The organism is Novosphingobium sp. BL-S-32, from assembly GCF_056857055.1.
Genome location: NZ_CM166477.1, coordinates 156,946 through 172,815, shown reverse-complemented (window position 1 = coordinate 172,815; position 15,870 = coordinate 156,946). Strand labels below are relative to the sequence as shown.

The 15,870-nt window shown below is 61.3% G+C and carries 11 protein-coding genes; 9 read left to right on the top strand and 2 right to left on the bottom strand.

Features of this window, described 5'->3' with window-relative positions:
* Positions 1-63: 63 nt before the first annotated feature.
* Genes AC1VVK_RS17665 through AC1VVK_RS17645 form a run of 5 tightly spaced genes read left to right on the top strand, consistent with a single transcriptional unit; the run spans position 64 to position 6,347 of the window.
* Positions 64-1,266 (top strand): acetyl-CoA C-acetyltransferase, encoded by a 1,203-nt coding sequence (locus tag AC1VVK_RS17665; RefSeq protein WP_482906121.1) that lies wholly within the window; start codon positions 64-66, stop codon positions 1,264-1,266.
* 38 nt (positions 1,267-1,304) lie between these two features.
* On the top strand, positions 1,305-3,473 hold the full coding sequence (locus AC1VVK_RS17660) for a 3-hydroxyacyl-CoA dehydrogenase NAD-binding domain-containing protein (RefSeq protein ID WP_482906120.1): 2,169 nt from the start codon (positions 1,305-1,307) through the stop codon (positions 3,471-3,473).
* Complete coding sequence (locus AC1VVK_RS17655) at positions 3,470-4,627, top strand: acyl-CoA dehydrogenase family protein (protein ID WP_482906119.1); 1,158 nt, start codon at positions 3,470-3,472, stop codon at positions 4,625-4,627. Before AC1VVK_RS17660 ends, AC1VVK_RS17655 begins: the two co-directional genes overlap by 4 nt.
* A gap of 17 nt (positions 4,628-4,644) precedes the next feature.
* The gene (locus AC1VVK_RS17650; protein WP_482906118.1) at positions 4,645-5,523 is read left to right on the top strand and encodes a MaoC family dehydratase; all 879 of its coding nucleotides are present in this window, start codon (positions 4,645-4,647) and stop codon (positions 5,521-5,523) included.
* Complete coding sequence (locus tag AC1VVK_RS17645; protein ID WP_133085051.1) at positions 5,520-6,347, top strand: SDR family NAD(P)-dependent oxidoreductase; 828 nt, start codon at positions 5,520-5,522, stop codon at positions 6,345-6,347. Before AC1VVK_RS17650 ends, AC1VVK_RS17645 begins: the two co-directional genes overlap by 4 nt.
* 131 nt (positions 6,348-6,478) lie before the next feature.
* On the opposite strand, the gene AC1VVK_RS17640 is transcribed toward AC1VVK_RS17645, so the two are convergent.
* A complete protein-coding gene (locus AC1VVK_RS17640) occupies positions 6,479-7,255 on the bottom strand; it encodes an SDR family oxidoreductase (protein ID WP_482906117.1) in 777 nt (258 codons plus the stop codon).
* A complete protein-coding gene (locus AC1VVK_RS17635; protein WP_482906116.1) occupies positions 7,252-8,253 on the bottom strand; it encodes a zinc-binding dehydrogenase in 1,002 nt (333 codons plus the stop codon). Before AC1VVK_RS17635 ends, AC1VVK_RS17640 begins: the two co-directional genes overlap by 4 nt.
* Positions 8,254-8,481: 228 nt before the next feature.
* Between AC1VVK_RS17635 and AC1VVK_RS17630 the strand changes: the two genes are divergently transcribed.
* From AC1VVK_RS17630 to AC1VVK_RS17615, 4 genes are all read left to right on the top strand, one after another.
* On the top strand, positions 8,482-11,163 hold the full coding sequence (locus tag AC1VVK_RS17630) for a winged helix-turn-helix domain-containing protein (protein ID WP_482906115.1): 2,682 nt from the start codon (positions 8,482-8,484) through the stop codon (positions 11,161-11,163).
* Between the two features lie 82 nt (positions 11,164-11,245).
* Positions 11,246-12,175 (top strand): 3,5-dioxohexanoate:acetyl-CoA acetone transferase, encoded by a 930-nt coding sequence (gene kce, locus AC1VVK_RS17625; RefSeq protein ID WP_395335235.1) that lies wholly within the window; start codon positions 11,246-11,248, stop codon positions 12,173-12,175.
* Positions 12,175-13,269 (top strand): CaiB/BaiF CoA transferase family protein, encoded by a 1,095-nt coding sequence (locus AC1VVK_RS17620; protein ID WP_482906114.1) that lies wholly within the window; start codon positions 12,175-12,177, stop codon positions 13,267-13,269. The genes kce and AC1VVK_RS17620 overlap by 1 nt, the downstream gene beginning before the upstream one ends.
* A gap of 213 nt (positions 13,270-13,482) precedes the next feature.
* Entirely contained in the window at positions 13,483-15,864 is a 2,382-nt protein-coding gene (locus tag AC1VVK_RS17615) for a TonB-dependent receptor (RefSeq protein WP_482906113.1), read from the top strand.
* Positions 15,865-15,870: the final 6 nt, after the last annotated feature.

Genomic DNA, 15,870 nt, shown 5'->3' with positions numbered 1-15,870 from the left:
GACAGGCTGGCCAGACCCAAGAGCAGGATCACGAAAACACCGATCACTGGCCGGGAAATGACGATGGAAGCCTATATCTACGATCATGTTCGCACGCCGCGCGGCAAGGGCCGGCCCGATGGCGCGCTGCATGAGATCACTTCGGTCGAAATGGCGACACAGCTGCTCAAGGCCTTGCAGGAGCGCAACGCACTCGACACCGCCTTGCTCGATGACGTTATCATTGGCATGGCGCAGCCGGTCGGCGAGCAGGGCGGGGTCCTGGCGCGCGCGGCAGTTCTTCAAGCCGGCTATGCGCAATCGGTGGCTGGCCAGCAGATTCACCGATTTTGCGCGACTGGCCTCGATGCTGTCAGTCTCATCGCGGCCCAGGTCCATTCCGGCATGGTCCAGGCCGGCATCGGGGGCGGCGTTGAATCCATGAGCCGAACGGTCATGGGCTATGATTCCGGTGCCTGGACGTCGGACCCGGCAGTTGCATTCGGCAACTATTATGCGCCGCAGGGCATCGGCGCGGACATCATCGCGACGCTGGACGGCTACACCCGCGAGGATGTCGACCGTTTCGCGGTCGAGAGCCAGCGCAAGGCGGCCCGTGCCTGGGAAAACGGCTATTTTCGAAATTCCATCGTGCCAGTGAAGGACGTGCTGGGCGAGGTCGTGCTCGATCATGATGAGCACATGCGTCCGGGCACCACGCTGGAGAGCCTGGCAAAGCTCAAGCCCGCATTCGAAGGCTTCGGGAAAGCCGGCTTCGAAGCTGTCGCGAAAGCGCGGTACCCCGAGATCGAGGACCTCGACTACGTCCATCACGGCGGCAACAGCTCCGGTATTGTCGACGGTTCCGGGCTCGTCCTGGTCGGCTCACGGGCGTTCGGCGAGAAAGCGGGCCTCAAGCCCCGCGGGCGCGTTCGTTCCTATGCCAATATCGGTTCTGAACCGACGATCATGCTGACGGCCCCTGCGGAGGTCTCGCGCAAGGCTTTGCGGGCCGGAGGAATGATGCCCAAGGACATCGACCTCTGGGAACTCAACGAGGCCTTCGCCAGCGTAGTTATGCGCTTCCAGCGCGACATGGACATTCCCGACGACCGGATCAACGTGAACGGCGGCGCGATCGCCATGGGACATCCGCTCGGCGCCACCGGCGCGATGATCCTCGGCACCGTGCTCGACGAATTGGAACGCCGCGACGCCGAAACCGGCCTCATCACGCTGTGCGCGGCCAATGGTCTTGGGACCGCCGCTATCATCGAGCGCGTCTGAACGCTGCTCCATTCCTAGAAAAAGATCGGGACACACCCATGAAGACAATGCGACTGGAGAAGGCCGAAGACGGCTTCGCGATCCTGACTCTCGATGCCGAAGGTCCGATGAACGTCGTCAACGACGGCTTCATTGCGGACATGACGCAGGCCACCAGGCAGATCGCGCAGGACGACGCCATCAAGGGCGTTATCCTGACCTCGGGCAAGAAGTCGTTCATGGCCGGCGCGGATCTCAAGCAGCTGGTCAATGGCTTCGATACGCTCACACCGCTCGAGGCCTATGCGTTCTCGAAGCGGGCGACCGACATGCACCGCGCGATCGAGCAGTCGGGTAAGCCGTGGGTTGCAGTGATCAATGGTTTGGCGCTGGGCGGAGGTTTCGAACTTGCGCTGGCCTGCCATCATCGCATCCTCGTCGATGATGCAAAGGCCACTGTCGGCCTCCCCGAAGTTACTGTCGGTCTCCTTCCCGGATCTGGAGGCACGGTTCGGCTCGGTATCATCGCCGGCATGAAAACGGCGCTCGACCTGCTTCTGACCGGCCGCGCCGTCGCGCCTGCCGAAGCGCTCAAACTGGGCATCGTGGATCAGGTGGTTCCCGAAGCGGAACTTCTCGATACCGCCCGGACGTGGCTGGCGAGCGGGCCCGACTCTGTCAAGCCGTGGGACGTCAAGGGCTGGGTTCCGCCTCAGAAGAAAGGGCTCACGGTACCGGAAGATTCCGCCGCGTACATGATGGCGACGGGAGGCCTTGCGAAGAGCGGCTATAATCAGCCGGCTCCGCTCGCAATTCTCAATTCGCTGTTTCAGGCATTGCAGTTGCCGTTCGACAAGGCGCTCGCAGTAGAGGGCAAATACTTTGCTAAGCTGCTAACCGATCCGGTCGCCCGCAACATCATTCGCACGACCTTCATCTCGAAGCTGGCAGCAGAAAAGGGCGCTCGCCGCCCCGCAGGCTATCCCAGGTTCGAAGCGCGAAAGGTCGGCGTGCTGGGCGCGGGGATGATGGGTGCAGGAATTGCCTACGTTGCGGCCAATGCCGGCATCGACGTCGTCTTGATCGACCGCGATGTGCCGACGGCGCAAAAGGGCAAGGACTATTCAGCCAAGGTACTCGGCAAGCTGGTCGAAAAAGGCAAGGTGACGCGGGACAAGGCCGATGCGGTTCTTGCCCGCATTGTCCCGACCGACGATTTCGGCATGCTCCAGGGCTGCGATCTGATCGTCGAGGCCGTGTTCGAGGATACCGCGATCAAGGCGGAGACCACGAAGAAGGCAGAGGCAGTGCTGCCGCCCGAAGCCATTTTTGCTTCTAACACCTCGACCCTTCCGATTTCGCAGTTGGCGCTGGCTTCGAGAAGCCCGGATCAGTTCATCGGTCTGCATTTCTTCTCGCCGGTCGATCGCATGGGTCTGGTCGAGGTCATCATGGGCAAGCAGACCAGCAAGGAAACGCTGGCCAAGGGTCTCGATTTCATCGCGCAGCTCCGCAAGACGCCGATTGTCGTCAATGACAGCCGCGGCTTTTATACCAGCCGCGTGTTCCAGATGCTGATCCACGAAGGTGCGGCCATGCTGGCGGAAGGCGTGCCACCGGCAGTGATCGAGAATGCCGCCAAGGCAGTTGGCATGCCGGTCGGTCCGCTCGCGCTGCTGGACGAACTCACGCTGGATCTGCCGCTCAAGATCGTCGACCAGGCGATCGTGGAAGAGGGCGAGGCCTATACTCCGCCGGCCGGCGTTGCCGTTATGCGCAAGATGAAGGACGAAATCGGACGCTCCAGCCGCAAGACCGGAGGAGCCTTCTACGACTACCCTGAAGGCGGCAAGAAGCACTTGTGGAAGGGGCTCGCCGAGCACTTCCCTGTCAATGACAGTTGGGACATCGAGGAACTCAAGAAGCGCTTCCTATTTGCCCAGGCGATGGAGACTGCGCGCTGCCTGGAAGAGGGCGTGTTGGAAACACCGCAGGACGCTGATCTCGGCGCGATCTATGGGTGGGGTTTCCCGACGTGGACCGGCGGAACGATCAGCTACATCGATACGATCGGCATCGGCTCGTTCGTCGGGGACGCGGATATCCTTGCCCAGCGATATGGGCCCCGTTTCCTGCCTTCCGCGTGGCTGCGTGAGAAGGCATCGCGCGGCGAGAGCTTCTACGCTGCCGAAAGCGCCGACGAGACCAAGGAGCCCATGCCAGCATGAAGCGCCTGATCTTCGAGCCGGAGCACGAGCAGTTTCGCGACAGCGTCGTCAAGTTCATGAGCGCCAATGTCGGCGCCCATGCCGAACGCTTTCGCGAACAGGGCATCGTCGATCGCGATCTTTACCTCAAGGCAGGCGAGCAGGGATTGCTCTGCACCTGGGCCGAGGAACGGTACGGGGGTGCGGGAATCGACGATTTTCGTTTCGAGCAGATCATCATCGAGGAGAATATGCGCCACGGCGACATAGGCTTCTACATCAATCTCCATAACGATTTGGTCGCGCCCTACATCGCCAAGCTCGGCACGCAGGAGCAAAAGGAGCGCTGGATGCCCGGCATCGTCAGCGGCGAGACTATTCTTGCCGTGGCGATGACCGAGCCATCTACGGGCAGCGACCTTGCAGGAATGCGCACGAGCGCGGTCGAGCATGACGATCACTGGGTGCTCAACGGCGCCAAGACATACATTTCCAACGGCATTTTGGGCGATCTGGTTGTTGTCGCGGCACGGACCGATCCGGCCAGCCGCCATGGGCTTGGCCTGTTTGTGGTGGAGCGCGGCTTCGAAGGCTTCGAGCGCGGGCGCAAGCTCGCCAAGATGGGTATGAAGGCGCAGGATACCGCCGAGCTGTTCTTCAGCGATGTCAAAGTGCCCAAGCAAAACGTGCTGGGCGATCCGACGCAGGGCTTCAAGTATCTTGCGCGCTTCCTGGCACAGGAGCGCCTTGTGGCAGCGATCGGTTTCATGGCCACTGCCCAGACTGCCTTCGACCTTACGCTGGACTACGTGAAAGAGCGCAAGGCCTTCGGAAAGCCGATCGGCGCGTTTCAGAATACGCGCTTCAAGATGGCTTCCATGCGCGCGGAGCTCGATGCGATCCAGACGTACGTGGATCAGTGCGTGATCCTGCTCAACGCAGGCGAACTCACTGCCGAAGATGCCTCCGCTGCCAAGTTGCTCACGAGCGAACTGGAGGGCCGCGTGATGGACGAATGCGTCCAGCTCCACGGCGGGGCCGGGTACATGGACGAGTACCGGATCAGCCGGATGTACACCGATGCCCGTGTCAGCCGCATATTCGCCGGCACCAGCGAGATCATGCGCGAGATAATCGGGCGCGGGCTCGGGCTCGACGAGCGCAAGCTGACCTGACCGAAGGGAAACTCGCTATGCTGAACCTTGAGCGCATGCGCGGTTACCAGATCCCGACCGCGCAGGACGTTTGCGATGCGCGTTCCGCCATCCTCTACGCCCTGGGCGTGGGAGCGGGGCTCGCCGCCATCGATGAGAGCCGCTTCCTCTTTGAGCGTGACCTCACCGTTTTGCCGACCATGGCGCTTGTGCTTGGCACGCCGGGGTTCTGGCCGATGGCAGCGGAACTCGGGTGGGACTGGCCGCGAATTCTGCACGGCGAGCAGAGCTTGCGTCTTCATCGACCGCTGCAACTGGGCCAGGTCATTCATGGCCGGATCGAGATCGGAGAGGTCGCCGACAAGGGACCGGGCAAGCCCGCTCTCGTTCGGGCGAAGCGGATACTGACGACGCCGACAGACCAGCTGATTGCGGAGGCAGAGGAAATCTGGGTCCTACGGGGCGAAGGTGGTTTCGGGGGAGACCGATCTCTCGTTCCGCTTGCGGAAGGACAATGTCCCGATTTTCCGCCGGATGCAGTGCTTGACCTGCCTACGGCGGCTAACCAGGCGATGCTCTACCGGCTGACCGGCGACCGCAATCCGTTGCACATCGATGCCGGAACGGCGGCGGCGGCGGGGTTCGAGCGCCCGATCCTCCACGGACTGGCGACGATGGGCCTCGTTGGCCGCGCATTGATCCATTTGTGCTGCGGCGGAGACGCGTCGTTGCTGACGCGCATGCATGTCCGTTTCACCGCGCCTGTGTTCCCAGGCGAAACCATTCGGACCGAGATCTGGCGCGATGGAGATGCCATTCGCTTTCGCGCGTCTGCGAGAGAACGCGGCGTGGTGGTGATCGACGGGGGCAGTGCCTGCGTTCAAGGATTTGTGAAAGAACAGGAAGAGGTCACGTGAAAATACTGGATGGAAAGGTCGCGCTCGTTTCGGGATCGGGGCGGGGCATCGGCAAGGCGATCGCGCTCAAATTGGCTAGCGCGGGCGCAAATGTCGTGGTCAATGACCTTGACGAAGACGTGGCCCGCGCCACCGCGGCCGAGATCGAAGGACTTGGCGTTCGCGCCGTCGTTTGCGTCGGCGACGTTACTGACCCGACTTTTGGCGATACCTTCGTGTCCGCAGCAGTCGCGGCTTTCGGCACGATCGATATCATCATCAATAATGCCGGCTATGCCTGGGATTCGGTGCTTCAAAAGACCAGCGACGAACAGTGGATCGCGATGCTCGATGTACACCTGAGCGCGCCTTTCCGGATTCTCCGCGCCGCGCAGCCGATCATTTCGTCCGCAGCCAAGGCCGAGATCGAACAGTACGGGCGTGCCAAGCGACGGACAGTCGTAAACATTTCCTCGGTTTCGGGGCTTGGCGGAAACCCGGGGCAGGCCGGTTATGCTGCCGGCAAGGCAGGGATTGTCGGCCTCACCAAGACTGTGATGAAAGAGTGGGGGAGATACAACACCACGGTCAATGCCGTCGCCTTCGGCGCGATCATGACGCGGATGACGGCTGGCGAGGCTGGCAGTTCAACCATCGATATCAAGGGCAAGAAGATCAAGGCCGGGGTCAGCGACGAGATCCTTGAGGCCATGGAGAAAGGAATTCCCCTCGGGCGCGCAGGCACTCCGGAAGAAGCAGCAGGAGCCGTCTATCTCCTTTGCATGCCGGAGGCCGATTACATCACAGGTCAGGTCATAGTCGCGGGGGGCGGCTGGCAGCTCTGACCTGTGGAGCGAGGGAGGAACTATGTCCTCCCTCGCTCAAGTCTTTCCGCTGCCGGAGGAATGCGGCCCTCGGAGGATACGGCATCAGGGATGAGCCTGGCTGGACGCTCGTCCCTCTGCCGGCATCAAGATCACCCGCAGCCGACTACGCCGCCATCGACCGGAATTTGGGCGCCGGTGACATAGGCTCCTGCTCGCGAGCAAAGGAAGACGACAATTCCGGCGATGTCATCGGCGCGGCCCAGCCTGCGCAGCGGAATATGGCTGAGCAATTTCGGGTCGACTGCATCCTCGTCGCGCATGTGAGCGGTCATTTTGGTAGGGAAGAAGCCCGGTATCACGGCATTGACCGTGATGTTCCGGTCGGCAAGGTCGCCGGCGAGATCCCGCGTCATCATGTGGACCGCCGCCTTGCTGGCAGCGTAACTGTAGGCATTGAGCCGTTCGGCCTTCATGCCCGCCACCGAACCGATGTTGATGACCCGCGATGGATCATCGGCCGTGCCCGCCGCGACCAGTTCGGGAAGGAGTTCGCGCACAAGAGTGAAAGGCGTCTGGACATTGACTGCCATCACGCTTGGCCAGGCCTTGTCGGGAAAGGTATCGATAGGGCCGCCCCAGGTCTTGCCGGCGTTGTTGACCAGGATGTCGCATTGGCCCAGCGCGCTGCGATACAGTGCGGCAAGCTCCACCGCGGCTTCCGGAGTAGACAGGTCCGCGGCAAGCGGCAGGCATGGCCCGAGACCCGACATTTCCGCCGCGGCGGTCTCACACACATCGGCCTTGCGCGATGTGACTGCCACGCTAGCGCCTGCGCGCAGAAGACCTTCAGCGATCATCCGCCCCAACCCCTGTGCGCCGCCGGTGACGAGGGCTTTCTTGCCGTGCAGGCTGAACAGGTCGCTCACATCGTCACCACGACTTTGCCGAACTTGTGCTGGTCGCGAAGGTGAAGAAGAGCTTCCTTTGCCTTCGCCAGAGGGTAAGTAGCCTCGATGACCGGCTTGATCCGATGCTCGCCGGCGAACGCTAGCATTTCCCGGAAGTCCTGCGGATCGCCGACCTGACTGCCGACGATGCTGGCGCTCTTGAGGAAAATATCCGTCGCATTGAACTTGACCTCGTTCCCGGCGGTCGACCCGTAGATGACTATGCGCGCACCCGGGTTGATGGCGCGGACATAGTTGGCAAAGCTGGGTGACGGTGCACCATCCAGGACTACGTCAATCCCGCCGGTCAGCTTGCCAACCTGCTTTCGCCAATCCGGGTCGGTATAGAGCAGGCCGCCCTTGGCACCCATCTCGATCGCCCGGTCGAGGACTTCCTGACTCTCACCGGTCACATAGACGTTCGCGCCCTTGGCGACGGCGAATGCGAGGCCGAACGTGGCGACTCCGCCGCCGACCCCGCTGATCAGCACAGTTTCTCCGGCCTGAAGCCGGCCCTTGAACATCAGCGCCCGCCACGATGTCAGCGCTGTGAGCGGCATTGCGCCGGCTTCCTCAAAGCTCATGAAGGAAGGTTTGGGAGCCAGGTTCTCGGCAGGGATACAGATGTATTCGGCGATCGTCCCGGCAAATGGCATGCCCAGCAAACCGAAGTCGGCAGCGGGCGCATGGCGATTGGGGCCCCAATTGCGGGCCGGATAGAGAACGACTTCTGAGCCCACATCCACGCCGCTAACGTTGGTGCCGACCTTATCGACAATGCCTGCGCCGTCGCAACCCAGCGTTACCGGCACCACCATGCCGGGATATTGTCCATGAGAAATGAACAGTTCTCGGTGGTTGATCGAGGCGGCTTTGAGTGCGACTCGCACTTCACCGGGACCGGGTTCCGGCGTTTCGACGTCGGCAACGCGGGTGGATTCAGGTCCCTCGGCGTTTTCGAGATACAGGGCCTTCATGGTCAACCTTTCCTAGCTTTTGGCCCCGGCAGCTTCGGGCGGCCTGCTTGTTTCGGGCGTAAAGACGGCAATTTACGAAAATTCCCGGCCATCCGGAGCAGGACAATATCTCCGGCTCGCGAGGACCTATCTGCGGATAGGAAAAAGGATTGCGTTTAGGATTTCACACGTCAGAATATATTTCGGATCAAAAAACAAATTGCCACAAGGCATGTCCAGGAGAGAGCCATGAAAGTCATTCCGACGAGCGCTTTGCCGCATCGGATAACGCCGACATTGATTGAGCGCGCTGCCATGAAAGACCTGACGGCCAAGGTCCGCGATTCCCGATTGACGATGGTGTCAGCGCCCGCTGGAAGCGGAAAGACCACCTCGATGCTCTACTGGGCGGACCTGCTACGCGCGCAAGGCCACCCGCTCCTCTGGGTGGCGACACGTGCGGGGATCTTCAACAAGGCATCTTTCCTCTCTGCCCTCAAGGCAGCAGGCGTTGCGGCCGGCCTTCCTTGGGAGCAACTTTCCCTGGATGGCGACGATGCGCCCTGGCTCGAAGCGTTGTCGGTAACGATCGACCCGCGGCCCGTCCTTGTCATCGACGATGCCCATCTGCTCGATCAAGCCGCTCTCGATTTTATCGCACAGCTATCGGCGACAGCTCGGGATGCCCTGTGCATGATCGTTTCTGCCCGCGGCGCGATTGGGCTTCCGCTGGCGCGTATGCGCGCATTGGGTTTCCTCAATGAAGTGGGAAATGCCGATCTCTCACTCACGATCGCGGAAGCGGCTCAGCTGGTAACCCAGAGCATCGGAACGCCTATCGACTCCAAGGATCTTCAGGATATCGTGCGGGACACGCAAGGTTGGGTATCCGGCGTTGTGATCGCTTGCGACTTGTACCGCCGCGGCAAACAGGGGGCCGGCAGTCCCAGGTTGACGGGCTTGCGCCCGGAATTTGCAGAATACTTCCATGAAGAGGTGCTCAGCCGTCAGCCGGAGGACGTTCGCCGCTTCCTTGTCGATACGTCGATCCTGGATGAACTGACCCCTTCTGCCTGCGCGGCGGTCACCGGCGACGAAGATTCTCGCGCGATGCTTGACCACGTGTTCCGCCAGGGGCTCTTCCTGAACGCGATCGATCAGGAACACAGTCGATACGCGTATCACCGCCTGTTTCGTGAGATGGTCCTTGGACGCCTGATGGACAGGGCGCCCGCACGGGCGGGCCTGATGCATTGCCGTGCCAGCGACTACTTCGCCGCCAACGATCAGGCAGTCCTGGCCATCGAGCATGCCCGACTGAGCGGCGATCAAGCATTTCTGGCCCGCCAGCTCGACCAATTGGCGGAACAGCTGACCTATACCGGCTATCTCTATCGCATCGACGAGTTGGGCTCCGCCTTGCCCTGGGCGGAACTGGCCCAGCACCCTTATCTGTTGTTGGCTCTGGCATGGCGGCGCATTCGCCAATTGTCTTTCACCGCCGCCCAGCGCTTTATCGACGCAGCGCGCGCTATCCTCGAGACCAAGGTCTCCGAAGGAAGGGTCGCTGCGCACGATGCGGATCAGATCGATCTGATGATCCGTCATCGCCTGGTCATGCTGGCCGCCGCGCGCGACGACATGGTTAAGGTTGAAGCGGACGCGGAGCCGCTTTTGGTCGAGATGGCCGAAAGCCATGCCTATCTCAGCTGTACGTTGCTTGCCCAGCTCATGTCGGCGCGGCGCGAACTCTACCACTTTCAGGACATGCTCAAGCTGGAAGCGGAAACGCGGCGGGCGCTTTCCCGACCGGGTTCGGATTTTGCCTCGATCGCGCTCAAGGCCTCCGTTGCCCCGACATTGATGGCACAAGGCAAGACGCCCCTAGCCCAGCGCTTCCTCGAAGAAGCATTTACGCTTGCGAAAGGGTTACATGGCGAGGGCTCGGGGCTGGCTGCCTTGCCAGCACTCCCCCTCGCGGAGCTTCTTTACGACGCCGGCGATTTGGATCGTGCGGCTGACTTGGTTGAACGGCACTTGCCCGTCGTGCGACAGTGGGGGTTCGCCGACCAGATGGCATCCGGTTACCTCGTCGATGCTCGCCTTCGCGCGGCGCGCGGCGACCTTCCCGGCGCGCTTGTCACTCTCAATGACGCGCATCTCGTTGCGATAGAATGCGGTCTTGATCGCATGCGCGCCTTCATTGTTGCCGAAGAGGTTCGTCTGCTCGTCAAGGCGGGCCAAATCGAGGAGGCCGAGCGGCACTTCCTGGCCGGCGATCCGCAGATCGACGGCGAGCCCATACCGACGCTGCGGCCGACGCGTCGTAACGAGTGCAATGCGATCGCCTGGTTGCGCATCGAAATGCAGCATCACCGATTGACCCGGGCGCGCAAGGTGGCCCATCGCTGGCTGGAGTTCGTAAAGCGCGCCGGGGCCATTCGCTCGGCCGTAACCTTCGAATTGCTCCTTGCCGAAATCGCGGTGCTTCAGGGCAACCGCTCCGAGGCTCGCCGCGCTGTGCGCGCGGCGGTGGAGATGGCGGAACCTGCCGGCTGGGTGCGCACGTTTATCGACGAGGGCGAAGTCATTTCGGCTCTTCTTACGGAGGCCTATTCCCACGGCCCCGAACTCGAAACTCCTGCCGACCGGTTTGCGGTCCACTTGGTCTCCCTGATGCGAAATGGCCCGCAGATCGAGACTGACGAGGACGAGGACGACGATTTCGGGCTGACCGGTCGCCTTGCCAACCGGGAGGTGGACATTCTTACCATGGTGAGCGGCGGTCTGCGCAACCGGGAAATCGGCGATCGGCTGGGACTGACCGAGGGAACGGTCAAGTGGTACATGCAGCAGATCTACGACAAGCTCGGTGTTCGCCGTCGCCCTCAGGCGGTTCTGCGCGCCCGCCAACTCGGAATCCTTCCCTGACGAGCCACCTCACTGCCTATCGAAGGATAGATTGCGGGCGGCGAGCCGGCTGCCATCGAGCGGCTGCGGGAAAGGAAACATCATGGCCAAACGAAAAGTCATCATCAGTTGCGCAATCACCGGAGCGATCCACACACCCTCGATGTCACCCCATCTTCCGGTGACAGCTGACGAGATCGCGGAATCTGCGATTGGCGCGGCCGAAGCGGGCGCAGCCATCATCCACCTTCACGCCCGCAACCCCACTGACGGCCGGCCCGACCAGGATCCCAAGCTTTTCGAACCGTTCCTCAAGGTCATCCGCCAGCGCAGCGATGCTGTGCTGAACCTGACGACCGGGGGACACCCCTCGATGACCGTGCAGGAGCGCATCCGTCCTGCCCAGACTTTCGCGCCGGAAGTCGCCAGTCTCAACATGGGCACGATGGGTTTTGGATTGTTCCCGATGCTGGACCGCTTCAAGGAATTCAAACACGCCTGGGAGCCGGCGGCGCTGGAAGCATCGCGGGACTTGGTATTCAAGAATACCTACGCGGATATCGAGCATCTGCTCGGCACGCTTTCGCCTCTTGGCACGCGTTTCGAGTTCGAGTGCTACGACACCAGTCACCTCTATAACCTGAAGTACTTCCTGGATCGGGGCCTGGTGAAGGCACCGCTCTTCATACAGACATGCTTCGGCATTCTGGGCGGGATCGGCAGCCATCCCGATGATATCATGCACATGAAACGCACAGCAGATCGGCTGTTCGGCGATCAGTATCAGTGGTCGGTGCTCGGCGCGGGTGCCCGCCAGATGAGTGTCGTCGCGATGGCTGCGTCCATGGGAGGAAACGTGCGCGTCGGACTGGAAGATTCTTTGTGGGGCGGCCCCGGGCGTCTGGCAGAGACCAACGCCGAGCAGGTGCGCAATGCGCGCCAGATCATCGAGGGCATGGGGCTGGAAGTGGCAAGTCCGGACGAAGCTCGTGCCATTCTCGACCTGAAGGGCGCGGACCGGACAAACATCTGATGCCGGAACGGTCAGGGCCGCTGGTCGGCGTGCGTATCATCGAGATCGATGCGATCGGCCCGGTGCCGCTGGCAGCGATGCTGCTGGCGGACATGGGGGCGGACATCGTTCGGGTCGCGCGGCCTCCCTCCGCTGGATCCGGTGACTGGGAGGACGTGGGCGGTGATATCCTTCATCGCAGCCGAACCGTCACTTATCTCGATCTCAAAAACGAGAGGGATCGCAGCAGTCTGCTCGACCTGATCGAGCATGCAGACGGCCTGATCGAAGGCTATCGGCCAGGAGTGATGGAGCGGCTGGGTGTCGGTCCGGATGTCTGTCTTGCCCGTAATCCCAGCCTGGTGTTCGGGAGAATGACCGGCTGGGGGCAGGGCGGGCCCATGGCCATGCGCGCGGGACATGACATCAACTATCTCGCCATCACAGGGGCGCTGCATGCCATGGGCAAGACCGGCGAGCCGCCGCCAGTCCCTCTCAATCTCGTCGGTGATTACGGCGGCGGCGCTATGTTCCTCATATTCGGAATTTTGAGCGCCTTGCTGTCGGCACGGCGGACGGGGACGGGCCAAGTGGTTGATGCCTGCATCACGGACGGCGTCGCGTCGCTCATGAGCCTGTTCTACGCTTGGCAGCCGAAGGGCCTTTGGCATGATGCACCCGCATCCAATCTTCTTGACGGCGGTGCGCCGTTTTATCGATGCTACGCCTGTGCCGACGGCAAATTCGTGGCCGTGGGCTGTCTGGAACCCAAGTTCTTTGCGCAAATGCTCGAAGGTCTGGGCCTTGCAGGACGCGGTTACAATCAACATGAGCGGGCGGGGTGGCCTGGGATGGAGGCCGATTTCGAAGCGGTCTTCCGGACGCGTACGCGCGACGAATGGGGCGAGACCTTTGCGTCGACCGATGCCTGCGTGACGCCGGTCCTAAGCATGGCCGAGGCTCCGGCGAGCCCTCACAACAACGCCCGAAATACATTCGTCACCCTGGCCGGTGTAACGCAGCCAGCGCCATCGCCCCGTCTCACGGGGACTGTCCCGGCAATCACCGCCGGGACTTATGCCACCATCGCGGACCTCATCCGGGCTTGGGCGTAGCCGCGTTATTGAAACTCGCAGTGACCAAACGCCTCGCAGGTGGCGGTGCTGCGTATCGGCGGAGCCCGGGCTGGCCAGTTCATAAAACTGAACAGTTTTGCCCTCTTTTGTATCATTTCCTCTCCGAAGATAGGTGGTGAAAGACCGTGAATTGCGGCCATTCAGAGTGCTTTGAAAAGCCTGCGAAGAGACAGGCGGCGGGAGAGAGTGTTGATGAAATCGCGTTTGCTGAGACTTGCGCTGTTGTCGGCAGGAACGACCTTGGCCGTCCCGGCGTGGGCGCAGGATGAGAACGCTTCTGCCCCTCAGATGGAAAGCGCGGCGACGGGTGACATTATTGTCACCGCTCGCCGGCGCGAGGAGCGACTGCAGGATGTTTCCGTCTCCATTTCAGCGTTTTCCGCTGAAGCGCTCGAGCGCAGCACGGTCCAGACAGTGAGCGATGTGAGGACAATTACGCCAGGGTTCACGTTCTCGGCTGAAGGCGGTAAGGACAACGTGGCGCTGACGCTTCGCGGCATTGGCCAGCTCCCACTGGGTGAAGTAACCCCGGGCGTCGTGATCTACGTAAACGATACGCCGCTCCCCGCTGTGGGATCGAACGTACCGACTTACGATATAAGCAGCATTCAGGTTCTGAAAGGACCCCAAGGCACGCTGTTCGGGCGCAATACGCTCGGCGGTGCGGTAGTGATCGGCACGCAAAAGCCGACATACCGTTTCGAGGGCTTTGGCGAAGGCACATACGGCCGCTTCGACTATCGGGAGCTGCAAGGCGCGATCAACATCCCCATCGTCGAGGACAAGGTCGCGTTTCGCGCCGCGGGTCAGATTCGCCGTCAGGACCCGCGAACTATCGCATTTGACGAGGGCCCCGGGTTCGACAATATCCATCAGGACGCCTTCCGGCTTTCGCTGCTGATTGAACCCTTCGATGGGTTCACCAGCACCACCGTATATGAGTATTTCAAAGGCGACGAGCTGGCTGGCGGGCTCTATCTTTTGCGTCAGAATTTTCCTTTCGCGGCGCTGGGCCTCGCGGCCCTCGATCCTCAAGTCGAAGCCGCGTTGGCAACCCAGGCTTCCAATCGGCGCGGATCGTTTGACGGGGGAATCGACGGAGGTGCCTCGTATCGCAAGGCGACTGCGATCACCAACGACACGTCTTACAGTTTCGGCGACCTGACGGTTCGGAACATCTTTGGTTATCGGAAGAACTACAGTTACCAGCTGATCAATACGGGCGGCCTGCCGATACTCCAGATTCCCACCGGCCTGTCCGCCCCGCTGCCGGCATCGGTGCCATTCACGCTGTTTACGGCGTCGTCGGTAATCGACCGCCAATATCTCACCAACGAGACACAGCTGCTCGGCAACTTCGGCGCGTTCAATTTTATAGCGGGCGTCTTCTACAACAACGACAAGCCCCACGGGCCCACCGGATCGCAGTTCACCGCGTTCTCGGTGGGCGGGGTTCCCGCTCCTGCGGTCACGTCCCATGTCCGTAACCGAAACTGGGCTGTTTATGGGCAGATCGGGTACGAAATAACCGACAAGCTGAAATTGAACCTGGGGGGACGCTACAGCTGGGACAAGGTTTCAGCGTGCGGCGGCACTATCGGGACCAGCTATGTGGACGAAGCGACCTGCCTGGAAACCGCGAACACCGGGGCAATTGATGGCGTGGGCACAGTTTCGAACAAGGGGCAGGAGCCCAGTTGGACGGTCGGCCTCGACTACAAGGCGACGCCCGATTGGCTGCTCTATATCGTATCGCGTCGCGGCTATCGTGGTGCCAACGTCAACACGCCGAAATTCGAAACCGTCTATACGACTGGTGGAACCGATCCTGCTTGTGTCGCAACCGGAGGTGTTTGCCCCGATCTCCGGCCATTCCAGAAGACCAACGAAGAGACGATTACCGATCTCGAAGTCGGTTCCAAGTATGACTATCGCGTGGGAACCGCGCGGGGCCACCTCAATATTGCAGCTTACTATAGCAAATACAAGAATGCCCTGCAGTTCCTGAATACGCAGACGACCGTTCCCAACGGAACGCCGGATTCTCCTTCGAATGGTTCGCTCGCGGTCAATGCGGCGAACTTGCGGATCTGGGGCGTCGAACTCGAGGCCTCGATAAGCCCGGCACGCAGTGTAACCGTCGGCTTTAACGCGGCCTATACGAACGTGACGGTCGAAAGCCTTACCCTTCCCGCTGATTTGCCGCCGACGATCGTGCTCGGAAAGGATCAGATTAACAAGTATTCACCGAGCTTTTCCGGTACGGCCAGCTTCAACTGGATCCTCCCGGTACGGCCCGCGAATGGCGAAGTCAGCTTCAATGCCGACGTATTCATGACCGCCGATTACGGTGGCCAGAACGGCGAGAAGCTGCCCGGCTACGAATTGGCGAATGCGCGCCTGGACTGGCGGGGAATTGCGGATACCGGGATCGATCTCGGAATCTTTGTGAAGAACGTTTTCAACGAAAAGTATTTCTCGGCCGCGAGCGTGCTTCTCCCGTCCTTCCCGACGAGTTCCGTTTATGCCGGCGACCCCAGGATTTGGGGCGTGTCGGCAAAGTACACGTTCTAGAGCGGC

Bases quoted from the DNA above. Each gene is read 5' to 3' on its own strand.
- AC1VVK_RS17665 (WP_482906121.1), top strand. From the start codon at position 64: ATGGAAGCCTATATCTACGATCATGTTCGCACGCCGCGCGGCAAGGGC.
- AC1VVK_RS17620 (WP_482906114.1), top strand. From the start codon at position 12,175: ATGCCGGAACGGTCAGGGCCGCTGGTCGGCGTGCGTATCATCGAGATC.
- AC1VVK_RS17615 (WP_482906113.1), top strand. From the start codon at position 13,483: ATGAAATCGCGTTTGCTGAGACTTGCGCTGTTGTCGGCAGGAACGACC.
- AC1VVK_RS17650 (WP_482906118.1), top strand. From the start codon at position 4,645: ATGCTGAACCTTGAGCGCATGCGCGGTTACCAGATCCCGACCGCGCAG.
- AC1VVK_RS17655 (WP_482906119.1), top strand. From the start codon at position 3,470: ATGAAGCGCCTGATCTTCGAGCCGGAGCACGAGCAGTTTCGCGACAGC.
- kce (WP_395335235.1), top strand. From the start codon at position 11,246: ATGGCCAAACGAAAAGTCATCATCAGTTGCGCAATCACCGGAGCGATC.
- AC1VVK_RS17635 (WP_482906116.1), bottom strand. From the start codon at position 8,253: ATGAAGGCCCTGTATCTCGAAAACGCCGAGGGACCTGAATCCACCCGC.
- AC1VVK_RS17630 (WP_482906115.1), top strand. From the start codon at position 8,482: ATGAAAGTCATTCCGACGAGCGCTTTGCCGCATCGGATAACGCCGACA.
- AC1VVK_RS17660 (WP_482906120.1), top strand. From the start codon at position 1,305: ATGAAGACAATGCGACTGGAGAAGGCCGAAGACGGCTTCGCGATCCTG.